Origin of the sequence: Streptomyces cinereospinus, from assembly GCF_042430725.1 — a bacterium.
GTDB lineage: Bacteria > Actinomycetota > Actinomycetes > Streptomycetales > Streptomycetaceae > Streptomyces > Streptomyces cinereospinus.
The window spans coordinates 37,691-53,315 of sequence record NZ_JBHMCY010000053.1 but is presented as its reverse complement, the minus strand read 5'-3'; the positions used below and the strand labels follow the sequence as shown (position 1 = coordinate 53,315).

18 protein-coding genes and 2 pseudogenes are annotated in these 15,625 nt (G+C 71.0%); 14 read left to right on the top strand and 6 right to left on the bottom strand.

All coding sequences use genetic code 11. The features are described from left to right. From ACFF45_RS24645 to ACFF45_RS24635, 3 genes and pseudogenes are all read right to left on the bottom strand, one after another. Positions 1–615 (bottom strand): annotated as a pseudogene (locus ACFF45_RS24645) (Rne/Rng family ribonuclease); the annotation flags it as partial. 248 nt (positions 616–863) lie between these two features. After that, positions 864–1,595 carry a TIGR03936 family radical SAM-associated protein gene (locus ACFF45_RS24640; RefSeq protein WP_381348629.1) on the bottom strand — a complete coding sequence of 244 codons (732 nt, stop codon included), beginning with the start codon at positions 1,593–1,595 and terminating at the stop codon, positions 864–866. Between the two features lie 48 nt (positions 1,596–1,643). Continuing rightward, positions 1,644–2,760 (bottom strand): annotated as a pseudogene (locus ACFF45_RS24635) (phosphatidylglycerol lysyltransferase domain-containing protein). Between the two features lie 105 nt (positions 2,761–2,865). Here ACFF45_RS24635 and ACFF45_RS24630 point away from each other — a divergent pair. The 14 genes from ACFF45_RS24630 to ACFF45_RS24565 all read left to right on the top strand — a co-directional run bounded on the left by ACFF45_RS24630 (position 2,866) and on the right by ACFF45_RS24565 (position 12,605). After that, on the top strand, positions 2,866–3,168 hold the full coding sequence (locus ACFF45_RS24630) for a gas vesicle protein GvpO (protein WP_381348628.1): 303 nt from the start codon (positions 2,866–2,868) through the stop codon (positions 3,166–3,168). 5 nt (positions 3,169–3,173) lie between these two features. Continuing rightward, positions 3,174–3,632, top strand: coding sequence for a gas vesicle structural protein GvpA (locus ACFF45_RS24625; RefSeq protein WP_381348631.1), 459 nt, complete (start codon positions 3,174–3,176; stop codon positions 3,630–3,632). A gap of 3 nt (positions 3,633–3,635) precedes the next feature. Beyond that, entirely contained in the window at positions 3,636–4,349 is a 714-nt protein-coding gene (locus tag ACFF45_RS24620; RefSeq protein ID WP_381348627.1) for a GvpL/GvpF family gas vesicle protein, read from the top strand. A 42-nt stretch (positions 4,350–4,391) separates the two neighbouring features. Further along, the gene (locus ACFF45_RS24615) at positions 4,392–4,646 is read left to right on the top strand and encodes a gas vesicle protein GvpG (protein WP_381348626.1); all 255 of its coding nucleotides are present in this window, start codon (positions 4,392–4,394) and stop codon (positions 4,644–4,646) included. Then, a complete protein-coding gene (locus ACFF45_RS24610; protein WP_381348625.1) occupies positions 4,643–5,086 on the top strand; it encodes a hypothetical protein in 444 nt (147 codons plus the stop codon). Before ACFF45_RS24615 ends, ACFF45_RS24610 begins: the two co-directional genes overlap by 4 nt. Continuing rightward, positions 5,079–6,212 (top strand): SRPBCC family protein, encoded by a 1,134-nt coding sequence (locus ACFF45_RS24605; RefSeq protein ID WP_381348624.1) that lies wholly within the window; start codon positions 5,079–5,081, stop codon positions 6,210–6,212. The genes ACFF45_RS24610 and ACFF45_RS24605 overlap by 8 nt, the downstream gene beginning before the upstream one ends. 43 nt (positions 6,213–6,255) lie before the next feature. Beyond that, positions 6,256–6,753, top strand: coding sequence for a gas vesicle protein (locus ACFF45_RS24600; protein WP_381348623.1), 498 nt, complete (start codon positions 6,256–6,258; stop codon positions 6,751–6,753). A gap of 4 nt (positions 6,754–6,757) precedes the next feature. Beyond that, a complete protein-coding gene (locus ACFF45_RS24595) occupies positions 6,758–7,579 on the top strand; it encodes a GvpL/GvpF family gas vesicle protein (protein ID WP_381348622.1) in 822 nt (273 codons plus the stop codon). Further along, positions 7,576–7,782 (top strand): gas vesicle protein, encoded by a 207-nt coding sequence (locus ACFF45_RS24590; protein WP_381348621.1) that lies wholly within the window; start codon positions 7,576–7,578, stop codon positions 7,780–7,782. The genes ACFF45_RS24595 and ACFF45_RS24590 overlap by 4 nt, the downstream gene beginning before the upstream one ends. Further along, on the top strand, positions 7,766–8,194 hold the full coding sequence (locus ACFF45_RS24585) for a gas vesicle protein K (protein ID WP_381348620.1): 429 nt from the start codon (positions 7,766–7,768) through the stop codon (positions 8,192–8,194). Before ACFF45_RS24590 ends, ACFF45_RS24585 begins: the two co-directional genes overlap by 17 nt. 182 nt (positions 8,195–8,376) lie before the next feature. Continuing rightward, a complete protein-coding gene (locus ACFF45_RS24580; protein WP_381348619.1) occupies positions 8,377–9,951 on the top strand; it encodes a recombinase family protein in 1,575 nt (524 codons plus the stop codon). A 406-nt stretch (positions 9,952–10,357) separates the two neighbouring features. Beyond that, positions 10,358–10,717 carry a hypothetical protein gene (locus ACFF45_RS24575; RefSeq protein WP_381348618.1) on the top strand — a complete coding sequence of 120 codons (360 nt, stop codon included), beginning with the start codon at positions 10,358–10,360 and terminating at the stop codon, positions 10,715–10,717. Positions 10,718–11,356: 639 nt separating this feature from the next. Continuing rightward, complete coding sequence (locus tag ACFF45_RS24570; protein WP_359845724.1) at positions 11,357–11,638, top strand: hypothetical protein; 282 nt, start codon at positions 11,357–11,359, stop codon at positions 11,636–11,638. A gap of 133 nt (positions 11,639–11,771) precedes the next feature. Further along, positions 11,772–12,605, top strand: a complete 834-nt coding sequence (locus ACFF45_RS24565; protein WP_381348617.1) for a recombinase family protein — start codon at positions 11,772–11,774, stop codon at positions 12,603–12,605. A 91-nt stretch (positions 12,606–12,696) separates the two neighbouring features. Here the strand turns inward: ACFF45_RS24565 and ACFF45_RS24560 are convergent, their stop codons facing one another. The 3 genes from ACFF45_RS24560 to ACFF45_RS24550 all read right to left on the bottom strand — a co-directional run bounded on the left by ACFF45_RS24560 (position 12,697) and on the right by ACFF45_RS24550 (position 15,621). Next, positions 12,697–13,347: a hypothetical protein gene (locus ACFF45_RS24560; RefSeq protein WP_381348616.1), complete on the bottom strand. Its 651-nt coding sequence runs from the start codon at positions 13,345–13,347 to the stop codon at positions 12,697–12,699. Positions 13,348–13,531: 184 nt separating this feature from the next. Then, positions 13,532–14,404 carry an aldo/keto reductase gene (locus tag ACFF45_RS24555; protein ID WP_381348615.1) on the bottom strand — a complete coding sequence of 291 codons (873 nt, stop codon included), beginning with the start codon at positions 14,402–14,404 and terminating at the stop codon, positions 13,532–13,534. Positions 14,405–14,433: 29 nt separating this feature from the next. Next, positions 14,434–15,621 (bottom strand): cupin domain-containing protein, encoded by a 1,188-nt coding sequence (locus tag ACFF45_RS24550; protein WP_381348614.1) that lies wholly within the window; start codon positions 15,619–15,621, stop codon positions 14,434–14,436. Between the last annotated feature and the right edge of the window lie 4 nt (positions 15,622–15,625).

Below are 15,625 nucleotides of genomic sequence, written 5' to 3'. Positions count from 1 at the left end.
GGGGACGGCGGTCTCGGTGGCCGGAGCCCCGGCGGGCGCGGACGCGCGGCGGGTGGCCCGGCGGCGCTGCGGCGGGGCGAGCTCCTCGGCGACCCGGGCGACCGGGCTCTCGTCCACCGGCTCGGCGGCCTGCGCGGCGGCCGGAACCACCGTCTCGGCGGCCTCCGCGGTCTGCGCGGACGCCGGGGACCCGGCGGGCGCGGACGCGCGGCGGGTGGCCCGCCGACGGGTGCGCCCGGCGGGCGCGGGCTCTTCGGCGGGCGCGGGAACCTCGTCGGCCTCGGCAGTCACAGCACTCTCCGAAACCTCGTCGGCCTCGGCGGTCTCGGCCGCACTGGCCGCGAGCGCCTCGTCAGCCTCTCCGGCCTCCTCGGCGGCCGCGGAGGACAGGTCGGTGGCAGCGGGGCCGGCGGCCTCGGCGGGAACGTCGCCCGATGCGAGGTCGGCGGCGTCGGCGGCCGGTATGGCCGGCGCGACGGTCTCCGCCGGCGTCTCGGACGTGGCGGCGGGCGGACCCGCCGGTCGGGATGCGGCACGGCGCCGACGACGCGGCGGCAGGGTGTCGCTGGGGGTGTTCAGTTCGGAACCCTCGGTGGGTTCGGTCGGCTCGAGCATGCGGGCGTTTCTCCCGTCAGGCTCCCGGGCGCCGCGCCTGGTCCGGCGGTGGTGCCGGTGACGTCCGCGGCTCGCGCGATGCGCGACTGCCGCCGTCCGGGGCGCGGGCGCCGCACGGGAGCTCTCTGTTGTCCTGTCTCGCCGGTTCCGTCCGCCGTGTTGCGGACGGCCTGGCGAAAGTCTGCTGGTCGGTGCGCTGCCCGACCCAGGTGGCTCCCGAGTCCGAGGGCGGCGCTTCGACGTCCGTCCTACGCGGGACCCGCCTCGCGGTCAGGCGCGAGCGGGTCTGTCACCGTGCCGGTCTCTTCATCGAACAGCCCCTGCGCCAGCCTGGTCACCGCTGCGGGGACCGGCGGCGCCAGGTCGGCCACGGCGCGGAGACCGGACAGGACGTCGTCGGGTCGTACGGCAGGCGTCACGTGCCGAACAACCAGCCGCAGTATCGCACAGGGCTGGTCCGTCGGCCTATCAGCCTGCGAAGTGTGCCCTTCTGTTGTCTCCAGGCTCACGACGGCCGGGCGGGCGTCGAAGGTGCGCACGCCGTTCTTGGTCAGCCGCTGCACCTCGACGGTCCCGGCCGCGGTGAAGGCGGCCACGGCACGCGCGGCGTCGGCCGGGTCCACGCCGGTCAGGCGCAGTTCCCAGACGGAGGCCGTCAGCCGGTCGGCGAGCCCCGGTGTACGGGCCTCGACCGCGTCGACGACGTCGAGCCCGGTGGGCAGCGACTCGTCGAGCAGGAGCCTGAGCTTCTCCGGATCGCGCGGCTCGGTGAGCGCGATCTCCAGGTACTCCGCCTCGCTGCCCGTACCGGTGGGTGCGGCATTGGCGTACGACACCTTCGGGTGCGGGGTGAACCCCGCCGAGTACGCCATGGGCACCTCGGCGCGGCGCAGCGCACGCTCGAAGGCGCGCTGGAAGTCACGGTGGCTGGTGAACCGGAGGCGGCCGCGCTTGGTGTAGCGCAGTCGGACGCGCTGCACCGCGGGTGCCGGCGGCGGGCCTTCGGGCTGTCGCTTGCCCAGTGTCGTTCAGTCCTTCGTGAGAGCGGTCGTACTGCTACCAAGAGTACGTGTGTCGGCGGCCGCGGGTTCCCGCCGGGCCGCCGCCCGCGGCCGGCCGGGGTCGCCGAGGAGCACGCGCCGGACGTCGGCGCGCGCCTGCCGCGCGCTCTCCCACGCGGACGCCAGGCCTGCCGGGCGGCATGCCCCGCGGCGCGCAGCGCCTGACCGGCCGGCCGCAGGACCGTGTCCCGGACCGCGTGTCCGGCCGGCGTCAGCACGCGCGCGTACACCCGGCGCACCGGCTCCACGAAGACCCACCGCAGGAGCGTCCCGAGGAACCGCCCGACCGCGCCCGAGATGCGGCCCGCGACCCGCCAGGCGTGCCCCAGCGCGGCCCCGGCCTCCCGCCCGACGGCCGCGAGCACCCGTCCGGCCGGCCCGGGCACCCACCGCCACGCGGCGAGCGCGGGCAGCGCGACCAGGGTCCGGCCGGTCCAGTACAGGGCCAGGGCGACGCCCGTGACGAGCGCGCCCACGACCCGCGCCAGCCCTGTCGCGCACCACGCGACCGCCCGCCCGACCGGCGCGAGGACCCACGCGTACAGCAGGACGGCGGGGAGGACGGCGAGGTACCGCGCCAGCCGGGCCACGGCGGTGGACGCGCCCCGCCCCACGGCGGCGAGCACGGCGCCGACGCCCGTGAGGACCCACAGCGCCGTGTGGAGCACGGGCGTGAGCACGCGCGCGTACAGCCACGCCGGCCCGGCCGCGATCCCGCGCCCCGTCCAGGCGAGCGCGTGCCCGGCCGGCGTCAGGACCCACCGGTACAGCCGGCCGCACGCCAGGAGGACCAGCCGGTTCCGAGCCGGGCCGGCGCCCGGCCGGCCGGTACCAGCACCCGGCGCCACAGCGCCGCGCACGGCCGGACGAGCGCCGCTCGCCCCAGCCACGCCAGTGCCCGCCCCGCCGGCCTGAGCACCGCGTGGCGCAGGACCCGCCCGGCGACGACGAGCGCGTCCCGGGCCATGCGGAGCGGGAGGACGACGAGGAGCACCACGACCCGCACCGGGAGGCGGATCGCGACCCCGAGGCACCCGTCGGGTCCGTCCGGTCGCTGCCGAGCAGGCGGTTCTTCCAGATCAATACCGGCGTAGACGCCGCGGGCCCCGGCCCGGATCCGGATACCTCGCGAAAACTTGTCCGTCTTTGAGATAGACACGCCGCTTTTGGGAGACACAGAAGGTTGACGATGGTTGGTGAGGATATGCCAGAGAATCAGAGAGTCTCCGCCGCCCAGGCCATGCGGCAGGCGACCGAGCAGCTCGCCGAGCTGCTGGGCAGGCGACCGGAGTCCGTCTCCGCCCTGAGGCCGACGGACGACGGCTGGCAGGCCGAGGTCGAGGTCCTGGAACTGGAGCGCGTCCCGGAGACCACGAGCGTGATGGCCAGCTACGAGGTCGCCCTCGACCCGGCCGGCCAACTGCTCGCCTACAAGCGCGGGCGCCGCTACACGCGCGCCCAGATCGACCGCAACGAAGGGAGCAGATCGTGACTGTGATGCCGGGCGGTGGCGCGGCACCCGCCCCCAGTTCGGGCTCCGGCAACCTCTACGACGTACTGGAACTGGTCCTGGACCGCGGTCTGGTGATCGACGCCTTCGTCCGCGTGTCCCTGGTCGGCATCGAGATCGCCAAGATCGACGCCCGGGTCGTCGTGGCCAGCGTGGACACCTATCTGCGCTTCGCCGAGGCCTGCAACCGGCTGGACCTCGAATCGGGCCGCAAGGCCCCGGCCCAGCTGCCCGACGTCATGGAACGCGTCACCGAGGGCGGCGCCAGAGGCAAGAGCAAGGGCGCCTTGACCGGCGCCGTCGAGGCCTTCACCGAGTCGCTCCAGAAGGGCCGCCGCGACGAGCTGGAGGGCAGTGAACGGCCCCGGCGCAAGGAGGAACGGCGGGAGCGCGAAACCGTCGAGCGCGGTGCGGAACGCCGTGCCTCGAGGGAGCGCGAGGAGTGAGCGATGTCCTTGTACGTCTACGCCATCACCCAGGCGTCGCACCCTCTGCGCCTGGACGACCTCGAAGGCGTCGGTGAGTCGCCCGCCGAGCTGCGGGTGGTGCGCGGCGACTCCTTGTGCGCCGTCGTCAGCGAGGCGCCGCAGGACCTGTCGATCGCGCGCCGGAATCTGGCGGCCCATCACGCGGTGCAGGAACGGCTCTGGTCCGACGGCGTCTCGCTGCCGCTGGGCTTCGGCTTCGTCGCCCAGGACGAGGAGGCCGTGCGCGCCGTGCTGGAACAGGGTGCCGAGCAGTACGCCCAGCGGCTGTCCGAACTCACCGACCGCGTCGAGTTCAACGTCAAGGGGGTGCAGGACGAGGACACCCTGCTGCGGCAGATCGTCGCGGAGTCCGGCCGGATCCGGGAGCTGAACGAGGCGACCCGCGAGGGCGGCGGGAGCCACGAGCAGCGGATGGAACTCGGCCAGCTCGTGGCCCAGGAGGTCCAGGGCCGCCAGGAGGCGCTCGCCGAGCAGGTCGTCGCCGCGCTGCGACCGCTGGTGTACGCGGAGAGCCTGGCGCCGCCGTCCGACCAGTACTTCGTCAACGCCTCGTTCCTGGTGGACCGGGAGAAGGCCGAGGAGTTCACCGGCTCCTGCGGCGAGCTGAACGAAGAACTGCCCGAGGGAGTCGAGCTGCGGCTCCGCGGCCCGCTGCCGCCCTACAGCTTCGCCTGACGGACGCCGACGGCACCGGGCCGACCGACACGAGGAGGCACCGTGGGACTGGTCTTCGAGGTCCTGGCCCTGCCCTTCGCCCCGGTACGGGGCGTGGGCTGGGTGCTCGACCGGGTCGTGGAGATCGCGGAGCGCGAGTACTACGACCCCACCCCCGTACAGGCGGCGCTCGCCGACCTGGAGCGCGCGCGGCTCGAAGGCCGCATCGACGAGGAGGAGTTCACGGCACGCGAGGAGGAGCTGCTGCGGCGGCTGGAAGAGATCAGGCTGTACCAGCTCGGAAAGACGGCATCATGAACAACGCCAAGATCGGGACCGCCCTCGTCGGCGGCTATCTGCTGGGCCGCAAGAGGAGGGCCAAGACCGCCATGGGGCTCGCCCTGGCGATGGCCGCCAGGCGGGCGAAGAGCGGAGACCTCGCCGAGGCCCTCGCCCCCGCGCTCGGCAACCTCAACCGGCAGGCCCGCACCGAGTTGACGGACGCGACCAGGGCCGCGGTGGGGTCCGTGCTCAACGCCCAGGCCGGCCACCTGGCCGACGCCCTGCACCAGCGCACCCTGGGCCTGCAGGGACAGCCGGGGGCCAAGGGCGGCGGCGAGGAGAAGGCGTCGCGGGGCGAGGAACCGCGGGACGAGGAACCGCGGGACGAGCGGCCGCGCGAGGAGGAGCAGGACCGGACCCGCAAGGCGGAGGGCCGCCCCTCGTCGCAGCGAGCGAGGGAGTCGGACGATGACTGACGGCAAGGCATCCGGACACGGCTCGTCGGCCGTGACCGGGCTCCTGAACAGTCCGGGCGCGAACAAGCTGGTGGAGGAGCTGGGGGCGTACGCCGAGGCCCGTCTGCAGCACATGCTGACCGGCATGGGCACCAAGGTGGGCGACGCGGCGACCCGGCTCGGCTCCGCCCACGTGAGCCCCGGCAACCTCGTCGGCGTGCTCGGCAAGGGCGGCAAGCTGATCGGCGGGCAGGTCGCCTCCCACGCCAAGGAAGCCGTCAAGGACAAGATCAAGGGAGCCATCGGTTTGAAGCACGGACCGTCACACGGCGGCGGGGCCAAGAGCATCACCGTCATCGAGGACATCGACGTCGGTGTGCCGGTGCGCGAGGCGTACAACCAGTGGACGCAGTTCACGGAGTTCAGCCGGTTCACCAAGGGCGTGGTCAACGTCGAGCAGAAGGACGAGACCACGAGCCAGTGGGAGGTCAAGATCGCCAAGTCGAGCCGCGCGTGGACCGGCACGGTCATGGAGCAGGTGCCCGACGAACGGATCGCCTGGACGTCCGAAGGGGCCAAGGGCACCACCCGGGGCGTGGTCACCTTCCACCCGGCGGGCGAGAACCTCACCAAGGTCCTGCTGGTCCTGGAGTACTACCCCAAGGGACTGTTCGAGAAGACGGCGAACATCTGGCGGGCCCAGGGGCGCCGTGCCCGGCTGGACCTCAAGCTCTACCGCAAGTTCGTGATGATGCGGGGCGAGGCCACGGGCGCCTGGCGCGGGGAGATCCGCGACGGCAAGGTGGTCCGCGGTCCGGACGAGGAGCCGGAGGAGAAGGACCGCGAGGCCGGCGGCGACGAGGGCGAGGAGAAGGACGAGGAGGCGCGCGGCGAGCAGAAGGACCGCGAGGCCCGCGACGAGCCGGACGAGGACGAGGACGAGGAACGCGACGACGAGGAGCAGCCCGAGGACCGCTACGACGAGCGGGACGAGGACGGGGCCCGGGCCGCGTCAGGGACCGGACCCGAGTCCGAGGACGACGAGGACGAAGAAGACGAGGAAGACGACGACGAGGAGGACGACGAGGACGACGAGGACCGCGACGACGAGGAAGCCGCGGCCGGGAGCCGTCGGCGCCCCCGGTAGCCGGCGCAGCCGTGCCCCTTCCAGGAACGAGGTCGAGGACGCCGTGACCGATCCACCATCCACCGGTCCCTCCCCGGCGCGGACGCTTCAGCCGTACGGCCAGGGATCGAGCGCGAACCTCGCCGACATACTCGAGCGCGTACTCGACAAGGGCATCGTCATCGTCGGCGACATCAAGATCGACCTGCTCGACATCGAGCTGCTCACCATCCGGCTCCGTCTGCTGGTCGCCTCGGTGGACAAGGCCAAGGAGATCGGCATCGACTGGTGGGAGCGCGATCCGGCGTTGTCGTCCCGCGCCGACGGCACCCGCGACCTGAAGGAGCAGAACGCCCGGTTGCGGGAGGAGGTCAGGGAGCTGCGCAGGCAGATGGCGTCGCAGACGGAGCTGCCGGAGGGCGCTGCCGGCAGCCGCCGCCGTGCCCGCGACCGGGACCCCGACCAGGAGCGGGAGCGGGAGCGGGAGCGGGAACGCGAGCCCGGCGCGGAGCCGCGGCGCAAGAAGCGCCGGACCACCGAGGACGACGAGGGCAGGAGGTGACGCCGTGGACGACCGGCTCAGCTATGCGTACGGCGTGCTGCGCCCCGCCCCCTCCCTGGAGCGGGACGCGCTCTCCGCGGTCCGCGGGGTCGCGGACGCCCCCGTCGCGCTGGTCCGCCACCACGACCTGGCGGCGGCGGTCAGCCCGGTCCCCCGGGCGGACTTCTCCGAGGCCGCCCTGAAGGCCCATCTGGAGGACCTGGAGTGGCTGGAGGGCGTGGCCCGGGCGCACCACGGCGTCGTGGAGACGCTGGGCGCGCACGCCACGGTGCTGCCGCTGCGCCTGGCGACGGTGTACCTGGACGACGCCCGGGTCCGCGACATGCTCGGGGAACGGCAGGAGACCCTCACCACGCTGCTGGACCGGCTCGCCGACCACGTCGAGTGGGGCGTGAAGGTCTACGCCGACGCCTCCTCCCCGGCCGCTCGGCCGGCCCCGGCCGACACCGCGGAGGCAGCCGACCCCGGCCGCGCCTACCTGCGACAACGCCGGCAGCAGCGGCACGCGCGCGAGGACGCCTGGTCGGCCGCCGCCGAGGCCGTCCGCCGGATCGAGGGGCAGGCCGGCACACTCGCCGTGGCGCACGCCCGGCACCGGCCGCAGCGGGGCCGCCTGGCCGGCGGCGCCGGCGGCGCCGGCGAGAACGTGTCCAACGACGCCTATCTCGTCCCGCGCGAGCGGGCGGAGGAGTTCCGCGCGCTGATCCTGGACACCGCCCAGGGGCTGCCCGGCATCCGGGTGGAGGTCACCGGCCCCTGGGTGCCGTACTCCTTCGCCCAGGTGCCGGACGCCCAGGCCGCCCCGGAGGGAGCGCCGCAGCGGTGACCGCCTACGAGGACCCCCCACTCGCCCAGCGCCAGGTGGCGCTGATCGACCTGCTCGACCGGCTACTCACCGGCGGGGTGGTGCTGACCGGCGACATCGTCCTGTCGATCGCGGACATCGACCTGGTGAGGGTCTCGCTGCGGGCGGTGTTCGTCTCCGTGCAGGAGCAGCAGTGGGGGGTGACCCTTGACGAACTCCGCTGACCGCCCGACCGGCCGCCCGGCGCCCGGCGGCCGCCTGGACGAGGTGGCCGACGCCGCCGCGCGCGCGTTCGCCCTGCTGCCCGCCCGGCCGGACGAGGTGCCCCCGCCCCTGGGCGAGCAGGGCGACCGGTCGACGGTGGCGCACCGCCTGCGCACCGACCCCGAGTCGGTGGAGCGGGACCTGGTCAAACTGGTCCTGACGATCGTCGAGCTGCTGCGCCAGCTCATGGAGCGCCAGGCCCTGCACCGCGTCGACCAGGGCAATCTCACCGAGGAACAGGAGGAGCGGCTGGGCCTGACGCTGATGATCCTGCACGACCGCATGACGGAACTGTGCCGCCGCTACGACCTCACCATGGAGGACCTCAACCTCGACCTGGGCCCCCTGGGCCCCCTGCTGCCCCCGCCCTGACACCGGCCACCGACCGCCGGTGACCCGCGGCCCGCGCGGCTCGTACGGACGGGGGGCGACCCGGCGCCGCTACTTCTTGACCGTGAGCGGAAGCAGCCTCTTCCCGGTCGGACCGTCTGGATGGCCGTGTCCATCTGCGGACAGATGGACACAGGGGTACATCCATACCTACGCTCCGGCCCATGAAGACGTACGCCGTCGAGACCGAGTGGACTGCCTCAGACCTGGCCCTCTTGGAGGACCTGAAGAAGGCGGAGGCTCTACTCCCTGCGGACGCTCCGCGCGCCCTGCTGTCCATCCGCCTGTCCGTTCTTACAGAGGACACCACATCGCCGGTACGGCAGGAGCTGGACCTCCGCCTCCTGGCCAGAGAGAAGGGGTGCCGAGTCGTCGGCATCGCCTCTGATCTCAACGTGTCGGCGACCAAGGTTCCGCCGTGGAAGCGGAAGGAGCTGGGCGAGTGGCTCAACAACCGGGCCCCGGAGTTCGATGTCCTGCTCTTCTGGAAGCTCGACAGGTTCATCCGCCGCATGTCGGATCTCTCGACCATGATCGAGTGGTGCGAGCGGTACGGGAAGAACCTCGTGTCGAAGAACGACAGCATCGACCTCGAATCGACTGTCGGCCGGATGATGGTCACGCTCATCGGCGGTATCGCCGAGATCGAGGCGGCGAATACGTCGACCCGGGTCGCGTCGCTGTGGGACTACACGCGGACTCAGGACGCGTGGTTCGTCGGCAAGCCTGCGTACGGCTTCGTCACCACGAAGAAGAACGGCAAGCCGTCCCTCGCCATCGAGCCGAACGCATACAAGGCGCTGCACTGGGCTCGCCGCATGGCACTTCGGGGCGTATCCGCCCGGCGCATGGCTCTGTGCCTTGTCCGCTCCGGGCTCATGTCCCCAGGGCTCACTACCTCGACTCTCCTCCGGCGCCTCCGTAACCCGGCGCTCATGGGCTACCGGGTCGAGGAGAACAAGAACGGCGGCGTACGCCGCTCGAAGCTGATACTCGGGCACGACGGCAAGCCGATCAGGGTGGCCGATCCCATCTTCACCAAGGAGGAGTACGACGAACTCCAGGAGGCCATCGACCGGCGCGGCAAGAACCAACCCCAGCGCCAGACGCACGGCGCGACGCAGTTCCTGGGAGTCCTCACCTGTGTCGACTGCACGTCGAACATGACCGTGCACGTCACCACCAACAAGTTCGGCCAGTACCAGTACCTCCGGTGCCAGAAGTGCAAGAGCGGGGGGCTCGGCGCACCCGATCCACAGGGTGTGTACGACGTGCTCGTGAACGACGTACTGAGAGTCCTCGGCGACTTCCCCGTACAGGTTCGGGAGTACGCGCAGGGGGCGGAGGCTCGGGCCGAGGTGAAGCGGCTTGAAGAGGCCATCGCCTACTACATGACGGGCCTTGAGCCGGGAGGCCGCTACACGAAGACGCGGTTCACTCAGGAGCAGGCGGAGAAGACGCTCGACAAGCTGACCGACGAGCTGAGCGCGATCGACCCCGAGACCACGCAGGACCGTTGGACCCTCGTCCACAACGGGAAGACGTTCCGCGAAGTGTGGGAGTCGGGAGGCATGGAAGCCATGGCCGAGGATCTGCGCCGCGTCGGCGTCACGTGCGAGGTGACTCGAACCAAGGTCAAGGGCGTGCGCGCTCCCTCCGTGCACCTGCGGCTGAAGATCCCTCGCGACGTGCGCGAGCGTCTCGTCATCAAGGGCGACGACTTCGCCGCCAAGCTCTGACGGACGTATGCCCCCGCCCTGCCTCGCCACCGTGCGAAGGGCGGGGGCTCGGCCGATCAGGTTGACGACCGAACAACCTGCCGTGTAAGAAGATCCTCCCGCTCCTTCGAGGAGCGGACACCGTAGCTCCCGACGTGCGACGCCGGTAGAGCTGGCCACTCCGCGAGGGGCCGCCATCCCAAGGGGCTGGCAGGGGAAGCCGAGGGCACCCCGAAGCGCAGGACGGTACTGCGCGACTTCCACTCACCCGCCGAGGGACAGCCACGCGCTGACCTCGGCCGCCGCCGGGAGGTCGCCGACCCTTGAACATCACCATCGAAATCGTCTGGACCTGTGAGGTCTGCGCGTCGCCTCTCGACGACGTGGAGACCCACGACGACTGCGCCGGCATCGAGGCGACCAGCCGATGACTTCGAGCAGCATCGACTTCGGACTGGGCCGCACCTGGGGCGGTGTCTGCCAGCAGGAGTACCAGCGGATGGCCCGAGACCCCCGGCACCCGCTCGCCTACCGCATCCACTTCGCGGCACTTGGATGGGCCGACCGCCACGGGCACGCCAGCTTCGGTCCCGGCAAGCTCGCCGCACTGTTGGGCACGGACGGCAAGCCCCTGTCCGATCAGAGCACGAACAACGCTCTGGCCCGCGCCAAGCAACTCGATCTTGTCTCTCCCCGGTCGGGGGCTGCTTGTCTGCTCCTCTCCTACCACCTGTTCCAGAAGAGGAAGGGCGCACCCGTACCGTGCCGCCTTCACCGTGACCGGTGACAGCTACATCGCTCACGTGTAGCCAGCACACGCCTCACGTGTACCGAGTCGGCATCTCACCTGCGGAAACGTTCGCACCCTCTCTTTTCTTTTTGGCCTCACAGTGCGGCCCCGAAGGGGCCGAAGGAAGCAAGGCACGTACGTACTTACATGTCAGCGGCGAATGGAAGCGGGCGCGCAGCGCCCCACCGCAAGCACATCGGCGAAGAGGAAGGGCAGACGCGGCCTCCGGCCGCACAGGCGGAAGCAGGCTTGCCGTAAGCGGCCCCGAAGGAGCCGACATCAGGAAGACCAGGGAGCTGGACAAGTGGGGGCGCTACCGCGCCCCACTACCCAAGGCTCCACGGCAAGGCGCTCGGGCAAGGGGCCGCTACTCGGCCACAACGGGAAGCAACAGACGGCAAGCCTCGAAGGAGCTTCACTCTTGTGCAGCCTCTGAGCGCCGGCCACAGGGGGCACAGCCCTCCTACCTGCATCTTCTTCGCCGTTGCCTCACTCCGGCGCCGCCCTGACGGGGTCTGAAACCGTGGCAGGATTTGAGCCGCCAAGACATGGCGGTCGAGCAAGGCCCCCTTCGGGGGTCATACCCCCACCCCTTGGGCCTTCGCATCCCACCGCCGTCGCCCTACGATGCGCGGCATGATCAAGCTGTCTTGGGCGCTGATGGGTGAGCACGCAGACGAGTGGACCGGGGCCGACACCCAAGAGGGCGCGGCTGTACTGGAAGACAGGCTCACGGCCGTGGTCGAGGACAGCGGCATGACAGCCGAGACGGCGCAGCACTGGCGGTCCACGTTCCTCGCCCCCGTAGTCGAGGCTCTACGTACAGAGGGGCAGGCAGCCATCTCGCGAGGCGCGACATGGAGCAAGGCGGCCGGTCCGATGCTCGTGTCTGTCTCGCCCGCCCTGGCCGTCTCGTAAACCTTCGTTTTCGGGACGGACGGCCCGCACTCTGGGCATGTCCGTTTCGCCCCCGCTCCGTCGTCTCGTAACCCGTCCCGAAACATGTCCCTCGGGACTGGCTTTCGGGACACGTTTGTGAGACGGTCTGGGCATGACCACGAACAACCCAGCCGCACAGGTCGAACGTCACGCCTGCCCGAAGTGCGATGCTCCCGCCGGTAGCCCCTGCCGTACGGGCACGGGCAAGGTGACAGCGAACTACCACACGGGCCGCTTCGCCCTGGTGCCCGCGCTCAAAGCGGAACTCACCGTGAAGACCCCGGCCGACCGCAACCCCGGTAAGGCATGGACGGAAGGCACGCCCGTCCCACAGGCACCCGACGCGATACCGGGCGCAGCGATCCGACTCGGTTACGCCCGTTGCTCCACGGTCGGGCAGGAACTCCAGTCCCAGTTGGACATGCTCGCCCGTGCGGACTGCACCCGTGTGTTCTCGGAGAAGATCAGTACCCGTGTGAAGGAGCGGCCGGAGCTTGAGAAGGCGCTCACGCTGGCACGGGAGATCAAGGCAGCCGCACCGAATCAGCCGGTCATCCTGACCGTGGTCGAGATGAAGCGTCTTGCCCGCAGTGCGGCAGAGCTGATGACGCTGTCTTCCACCCTTCAGGCGGACGGCATCCAACTGGAACTCCTGTCCGGCCCCCTGCAAGGGGTGTACGACCCGAACGGGGCAGGTGCCATCGTGTTCGCCGTGCTCGCCGTGAGTGCAGAGGTGGAGCGGGAAGGCATCCGGGAGAAGACGTTGGAAGGGCTGGACGCTGCGGCCCGTAAGGGCAACGTCGGTGGGCGTCCGTCCGTGGTGGACGACGACACGCTTGCCGTGGCCCGTGCTCGGCACGCCAGGGGAGACAGCGTCACAGCCATCGCCAAGGCCCTGGGAATCGGCCGTGCCACGTTGTACCGCCACCTGGGAGAGAGCGCCTGAGACGGGCGCACACGGACACAGACAGACAGACAGGCCCCCGGCATCACGTCGGGGACCTCTGTCATGCGGGGCCGGTACTGGCGTTGGACTCTCAGGCAGTGACCTCGGAGTGCACCGGGACCGGGGGCCGAACACCCGTGAGGGACTCTGCGCGGGCAAGTAGGCGCGGGGCCAGTTCCGGGTACCAGCCACGGGCTACGGCTTGCAGCATCTCCGCCAGAGCCGCAAGCTCCCCGACTCGGCCGGCGGGGGTGTCCAGGACCGCAGCGAACTCCAGCCGGATACGGTCCGCCACGTCGGGGACGAGCAGGCTGTTCGCGTGGAGGAGACCCGCGTCGTAGCCGTAGGGCACGCGGCCCCACCGCTCCCAGTCCAGCAGGGTCAGGGGCATGGTCGTGAGGTTGCCCCAGTGCAGGTCACCGTGACCGGTCACCCGCTGGACCTTGGCAGGAGCAGGGATGCCGAGGAACTGGGGGAAGGCGCGTTCGATCCACTCGTCCCGGACAGTGACCTTCGCTCCCTCCGCCTCCGCGAGCACGGCCAGGGCTCGGCGCAGTTCGGCCCACCACTCGTCAGGCAAGGCGGGATCGTGGCCGAGGTCGGCCCGCTCTGGGGACACAACGGGGTGCGTCACGTAGTCGAGGACTTCGGCCTCGAAGGCCCACTCCCCGTCAGTCCAGTCGTGCACGTCGTACAGGCGCGGACGCGGGACCGCGTCAGGCACCAGCAGGGATGCGCCCACGATCCCCTCTCCCTGCTTCCTGCCCGCGTTCCCCTTCACCGTCCGGCTCACCCGTACCCAGCGGTCCCCTGCCTGCCGACCGAGGGTGACACCCTGGAACCCCCATGCCAGCGGCCCCGTACACGTGAGGCCGAGAGCCTTGGCCGCACGGTCGTGAGCGGCCTCCATCAGGGTCTGTACGTCCTCACTCGGTGGCGAGTTCATCGGTCACCCTCCTCAGTTCCTCGGCCGTCAGGGGCGCAGCCAGAGCCTTCGCCGCATCGTCCCAGTGTTCGCGGGTGCTCGCGGAAGTCAGGACGACATCGAGGCCGGGGCACGATCCGGCAGCCAGCAGGGCAGCGGCTGCGGCCGACAGGCCGGGGCGGATGAAGTTCACGAGTTCGGGTGTCATGGCATCCAGGAGTTCGCCGCCATGCAGTGGGGCGGAGCCGAACGTGATCAGCCCAGCATCCTTCGCCTGCACCAGCGGTCCGCCGCCGTCGAGTGCCTGCCTGATCAGGTCATCCATGATCAGACTGACGGGCATCTGCAACCCCGTGAAGTGGTGTGCGGCCGAACCGGCCGCCTCTTGGGCAAGGGCGAGCAACTCGGGGACTGTGAACGCTTCGGAGGTCAGGCCCGTCCAGGTGGCGACGCCGTACCCGCCGATCCTGCCCGCATGGGCGAACTCCTCCAGCACGGTGAAGGCTTCCCGTACACGCCAGTGCAGAGCGGCACGGTCAAGGCCGTGCCCGTGGTGCTCAGGGTTGTGCACGAAGATCAGATCGGCGCGGCTGAGCACAGCCAACGAGCGCTCCGTCTGCCAGCGGATGAAGCCCCGTTCCAGGCTGTGCCTACCGGCCGCCTCCTCCCGGGTGAGCGCACCCTCAGCCAGCGCGGTGCGCCCCTGCTCCTCCGTGAAGAACCCTGTCTTCGTGGCTACCCGAACGGTGGGGTAGTCCCCGAGGACCGGGCGCAGCTCCTCATGTGCTCCGCCGTGGGCGTAGTTGGGTGCCGTGTCCAGCCAGGGGCTACCGGCAGCCAGGGCGGTGCGTGCCGCCTGACTGACGGCACGCACGCGGTATGTCCCCAGGGAGAGAGCGGCGGTCACAGGCCCGTCCCTACGACCGCAGCCGCCTGGCCCTCGATGAGGACCCAGACCAGTTCGGCTACGTCCTTCACGTCCAGTCCGGCGGAGTCGGCCAGGGTGCCCAGGGAGACCGGCTGACCGATCAGCAGCGTGCCCAGGACGGGAGCGGCGGACTCGGTGAAGTCCCAGGCCGTACCGGCCGCCGAGAACGTGACCGTGCTGTGCGCGGGGTTCGCCGTCAGGCGGCCCCTCGGGGCCGTGAGCTTCACCGTGACCTCCGGCCGTGCGGGCAACCCGTCCACGTACGGCAGTGAGGGGATCGCGTGACCCAGGTCGGTCGTGTCGGTGGACTCCGCCCACCGCTCCACGAGCCTTGGGTCCGCCATCATGTCCAGCACCTCGCGGCGTACGGCCTCGATGAAGTCCGACTGTTCCGGCAGGGAGGCGAAACGCGGGATGTCCTCGCGCAGTGCGAGAGACGACCGAAGCTGATCCACGACCCAGAGCATGAGGTCCGCGCCCGTGTGCGTGACCATGCCGAACGTGAGGTGAAGGGATTCTGTCCCCTGGTCTGCGGTGACCGAGTGCCACCAGCCGCGCGGCAGGTAGAGCACGTCACCCGGGGACAGAACGAGGTCTGCCACCGGGTCGCCCTCCGGCTCCTCCGGCGATTCCACGTCCCGGAAGGTGGGTGCCTCGCGGGTCACGCCCCACAGGCGCCACCGCTTCGAGCCATGCAGTTGGACCACCACCACGTCGTGGTCGTCCCAGTGCCGGCCGAAGCCCTCCCGCTCGGTCCACGACGCGTACACGTTGGCCTGTACGGACGTTCCGAGGAAGCGAGCCAGCCCCTCCGCAGCCACGCCCACGGGCGGGTGGATCTTCTCGACCGCATCGAGGACCAGCGACGCCCCGTCCCTGAGCTGCGCATGGAATTCGGACGGCAGGATGCGGGACCAGGTGACCGCGCGGCGGTTCGTGGTGGGGATGGCGTAGCGGTGGAGCGGGACCATCTCGCCGTCCGCCGACAGGCGAAGCCGGGGCGGCTCCAGCCGCTGTGTGGCGATGATCCGATTCAGGTCGTCCCAGGAGAACAGGCCCGCCGTGTCGGCAACGCCAGGGAAGTGCGCGTAGGAGCGGTGGTACGTCTGGGCGAGGAACGTGTCCCCGCCCAGACGCCCCGCCCACGAGGCTGTGTCAAGCAACGCG

What these genes read in the sequence shown, in the direction of transcription:
- ACFF45_RS24605 (WP_381348624.1), top strand. Translation starts at nt 5,079, where the DNA reads ATGACTGACGGCAAGGCATCCGGACACGGCTCGTCGGCCGTGACCGGG.
- ACFF45_RS24625 (WP_381348631.1), top strand. Translation starts at nt 3,174, where the DNA reads ATGCCGGGCGGTGGCGCGGCACCCGCCCCCAGTTCGGGCTCCGGCAAC.
- ACFF45_RS24620 (WP_381348627.1), top strand. Translation starts at nt 3,636, where the DNA reads ATGTCCTTGTACGTCTACGCCATCACCCAGGCGTCGCACCCTCTGCGC.
- ACFF45_RS24630 (WP_381348628.1), top strand. Translation starts at nt 2,866, where the DNA reads ATGGTTGGTGAGGATATGCCAGAGAATCAGAGAGTCTCCGCCGCCCAG.
- ACFF45_RS24570 (WP_359845724.1), top strand. Translation starts at nt 11,357, where the DNA reads ATGATCAAGCTGTCTTGGGCGCTGATGGGTGAGCACGCAGACGAGTGG.
- ACFF45_RS24575 (WP_381348618.1), top strand. Translation starts at nt 10,358, where the DNA reads ATGACTTCGAGCAGCATCGACTTCGGACTGGGCCGCACCTGGGGCGGT.
- ACFF45_RS24610 (WP_381348625.1), top strand. Translation starts at nt 4,643, where the DNA reads ATGAACAACGCCAAGATCGGGACCGCCCTCGTCGGCGGCTATCTGCTG.
- ACFF45_RS24580 (WP_381348619.1), top strand. Translation starts at nt 8,377, where the DNA reads ATGAAGACGTACGCCGTCGAGACCGAGTGGACTGCCTCAGACCTGGCC.
- ACFF45_RS24565 (WP_381348617.1), top strand. Translation starts at nt 11,772, where the DNA reads ATGACCACGAACAACCCAGCCGCACAGGTCGAACGTCACGCCTGCCCG.